The sequence below is a fragment of the Bradyrhizobium sp. 31Argb genome, assembly GCF_043638955.1.
GTDB lineage: Bacteria > Pseudomonadota > Alphaproteobacteria > Rhizobiales > Xanthobacteraceae > Bradyrhizobium.
On the sequence record NZ_JBEGDB010000456.1, the window covers coordinates 1 to 3,581 of the forward strand.

Genomic DNA, 3,581 nt, shown 5'->3' on the forward strand with positions numbered 1-3,581 from the left:
AGAAAGGGATCAGGAGCGGTCAGTTTCCAACTAACAAACCGGTTCAAGCGGTCCCGCTCCGCGGGTCCATTTCACATCGGCGGCGCCGGGGGAGAGGGACGGTTGAGTCATGGCGAGGGCTGTGTACGAAAATCCCAAGGCGGCAATGTCTTCGATTGTAACAACCGGGAACGGTGACACACATACCGCTGTCGTCCCGTCGAAAGACGGGACCCATAACCACAGGCGATTGTTGTGGCGTGAGCAAGCGGTGGTAGCGGAGCGCACTACAAAGGCCTGTGGTTATGGGTCCCGGGTCAAGCCCGGGACGACGGGGGAAAGGTCCAATTCAATTTTCAAACAGCTTGAGGATGCGAGTCCACATTCTCGCGGCGCTTTGCGTCCGAGCTTTGCGTCACTTCCCACCCTCCTCGATATCAGAGGGCGCAGGGAAAGCCGGGTGCCGGTTGCACCCATGGGTCCCGTGCAACAAAAAGCACGGGGGTAGGACCACAGGTTCAACCGAAGCATTCCGGCTTTCCCTGCGCGATGGTTTTAACGGTTTCCTTCGTGCTCTCCCCGGTGACCGGGCTTTCTTGCCACCGTCATCTCTCGCGCGAACTTGTTCGCACAAAAAACTTAGCGCCAGCGTCGGGGCGCCAGGACCACACGACTTCGCCGTCCGCACTGCGCGTGCTCGTCAGTCACACGCATCGCGTCCACCGCATCCCACCGCAACGTTCGTGACGATCGCGAGCCGCCCCTCATTCGCGTGAGACGCGCGGAGTTAAATCACTGATTTGCCCGACGGGTTAAGCGGAATATTTTTCGCGCGACGGCTGGACAGACTTTGGTTGATTTGCCCGTCGGGTTGTTATGTCGCACCCAAAGTAGCCACATCGTCATTGCGAGCCAGCGGGTCGGCGCGTAGCGCCGCCCGATGGCTCGCAATGACGGAGGTGGTTTACGGTATCCGAGCCTTCGTAGCCCGGGTGGAGCGGAGCGCAACCCGGGGCGTCTGCGGCACTGTTTACGAGCGTCTCCCGGGTTACGCTGGCGCTTTACCCGGGCTACGGTACTAATTAGTTGGGGACGCAGCTCTTGCGGTGGCATCGATGGAATTTGGTGACAGAACGCGCTTTGCCGTGAGCTTGGAGCTCGACGAAGACAGCGGTGGCCAATGGATGTTCGGGAAGTTCTGTTATTGGATCGACGGCAAGATGATTGGAAATTACGAAGAAGGAACCTCTCTTCGTGACACTTTGACCGCGCTGAAATGGGTAGTTCACGATTCCGGAAAACGTGAAGATTGCGCGAGGTTCGAGATGCCGTCCGAGGACGTCTTTGAAGCCATCGATTCATCCATGTATGGGCAGGCTGAAAATGCAAGCAGTGAATCGGACGGCGACGCTACGGCGCGATTCGAAATTTCTCCGCAGATCGATATATTCAATCAGTGGAAGATATATTTGATAGATTGCAGAAGTCAGGCGCGACTGCTGTACAAGAATCTTTCTGATCCCAATGTCAGTGAATTCTTCCTGAAGAGGGCTGAGTTCGATGCGTGCATTCAGCTGGCCTGGGACCAATTAAATGCCCTGTATGATAGAGCGCTTAGCGCGTAGGGGGTAGCCGAGCCCTATGGACTGCGCGAAAAACAGGCAGATTTGATCGCGGTTGCGTGCGAGATATTCAACAACCCGGATTGGCCGATGGACACCGCGCCGGAATGGCCGTTCCGTAATGTTCCGCCGCAGTTCGGCTATTGGCTGGGCACCCGCGCCAAACGCGGCTTTGGAACCAATCCGTCGACCTGGCAGAGCGGGCTCCAAGAGCGACGTCCGTAAGCAGCACAACGAGCAACGCACGATGTCGTGAGCGACGGTATTTCTCCGGTAAAATTGGCCTTGATCCGACCAAAAAGGCATTGTGTGTTTGCCTGCGCCGGGCGAGAAACGGCGATTCAACACAATGGTGGCTGGTACAGCGGGAAGGATCGCAGGCAATGCGCAGGAATTTTGGCTTTCTCCTCGGCACGGTCACCGGCGTTGGTCTTACTCTTCTTGTCACCGCCCCGCAGGGCGCCAATCTGGTTGCGGTCGCCAAGGCCGCGGTCCGCTCCGATACCTATTCCCAGCTCAATCTTTTCGGCGACGTGTTCGAGCGCGTCCGGACCGACTATGTCGAGAAGCCCGACGATTCTAAGCTGATCGAGGGCGCCATCAACGGCATGATCACCTCGCTCGATCCGCATTCTCGTTACATGAACGAGAAGGGCTGGACCGACATGCAGGAGACCACCCACGGTGAGTTCGGCGGCCTCGGTATCGAAGTCACGATGGAAGAGGGCTTCATCAAGGTCGTAGCGCCGATCGACGACACGCCGGCCTCGCGCGCCGGCATCATGTCGGGCGACATCATCACCCAGATCGATGACGAACAGATCCAGGGCATGACGCTGGATCAGGCCGTCAACAAGATGAAGGGCCCGCCCAACAGCCAAACCAAGCTGAAGATCGTCCGCAAGGATGCCGACAAGCCGATCGACGTTTCCATCACCCGCGAGATCATCCGCGTGCGCCCGGTGCGCTTCCACGCCGATGGCGGCAATGTCGGCTATATCAGGATCAACTCGTTCAACGAGCAGACCACCGAGGGCCTGCACAAGGCGATCGCCGAAATCTCCAAGGAGATTCCGCAGGACAAGCTTGCCGGCTATGTGATCGACCTGCGCAACAATCCCGGCGGCCTGCTCGACCAGGCGGTGTCGGTGGTGAGTTCGCTGATGGCGCGCGGCGAGGTCGTCTCGACCCGCGGCCGGTTGCCGGAAGAGACGCAGCGCTTCACCGCGCGCGGCGGCGACATGACCAAGGGCAAGCCGCTGGTGGTCCTGATCAACGGCGGCTCGGCTTCTGCCTCCGAGATCGTGGCCGGTGCGCTGCACGACCACAAGCGCGCGACCCTGATCGGCACCCGCACCTTCGGCAAGGGCTCGGTGCAAACCATCATTCCGCTCGGGGCTGGCAATGGCGCGCTGGCGCTGACCACCGCGCGCTATTTCACGCCGTCCGGCCGCTCGATCCAGGCGCAAGGCATCGCGCCCGATATCGAAATTCTGCAGGACGTGCCGGACGAATTGAAGACTCGCGCGGAGATCAAGGGCGAGGCGTCGATGCGCGGGCATCTGGCGGCCGAAGGCACCGAGCAGACCGGCTCGCAATCCTTCGTCCCGCCCGACGAGAAGAACGACAAGGCGCTGAACGCCGCCTACAACCTCCTGCGCGGCGTCACCGTCAATGCCGACGCCAAGAACGCGCCGAAGCGGACGATCCCGAACTGAGGCTATACGGCTGTCTGATCCTCATCCCGAGGAGCTGCGCCTTCGCCGCATCTCCGGACGATGCTACGCATCGCCGGGACAAGGATGAGGCCACCTCACCATGAGGGGCTCACGGCGGAATCGTAGGGTGGGCAAAGCGAAGCGTGCCCACCATTACGAGCGGAGTGTTGATGGTGGGCACGCTGCGCTTTGCCCACCCTCATATGGGGCTTTGTGAGTCAAGGCTCTCAACGAACGGGTGTGGGTCGGGTTTTTGCGGTGA

At 60.0% G+C, this 3,581-nt stretch carries 3 protein-coding genes; all 3 read left to right on the plus strand.

Annotated features, from left to right (window positions below):
- Positions 1 to 1,094 precede the first annotated feature (1,094 nt).
- The 3 genes from AAFX91_RS39860 (at position 1,095) to AAFX91_RS39870 (ending at position 3,319) form a co-directional block, all read left to right on the plus strand.
- The gene (locus AAFX91_RS39860) at positions 1,095 to 1,604 is read left to right on the plus strand and encodes an Imm42 family immunity protein (protein WP_394570150.1); all 510 of its coding nucleotides are present in this window, start codon (positions 1,095 to 1,097) and stop codon (positions 1,602 to 1,604) included.
- Positions 1,605 to 1,691: 87 nt separating this feature from the next.
- Positions 1,692 to 1,826 (plus strand): hypothetical protein, encoded by a 135-nt coding sequence (locus AAFX91_RS39865; RefSeq protein ID WP_283813585.1) that lies wholly within the window; start codon positions 1,692 to 1,694, stop codon positions 1,824 to 1,826.
- A 158-nt stretch (positions 1,827 to 1,984) separates the two neighbouring features.
- Positions 1,985 to 3,319 carry a S41 family peptidase gene (locus tag AAFX91_RS39870; RefSeq protein WP_130584198.1) on the plus strand — a complete coding sequence of 445 codons (1,335 nt, stop codon included), beginning with the start codon at positions 1,985 to 1,987 and terminating at the stop codon, positions 3,317 to 3,319.
- Positions 3,320 to 3,581 lie beyond the last annotated feature (262 nt).

What these genes read in the sequence shown, in the direction of transcription:
- AAFX91_RS39860 (WP_394570150.1), top strand. Translation starts at nt 1,095, where the DNA reads ATGGAATTTGGTGACAGAACGCGCTTTGCCGTGAGCTTGGAGCTCGAC.
- AAFX91_RS39865 (WP_283813585.1), top strand. Translation starts at nt 1,692, where the DNA reads ATGGACACCGCGCCGGAATGGCCGTTCCGTAATGTTCCGCCGCAGTTC.
- AAFX91_RS39870 (WP_130584198.1), top strand. Translation starts at nt 1,985, where the DNA reads ATGCGCAGGAATTTTGGCTTTCTCCTCGGCACGGTCACCGGCGTTGGT.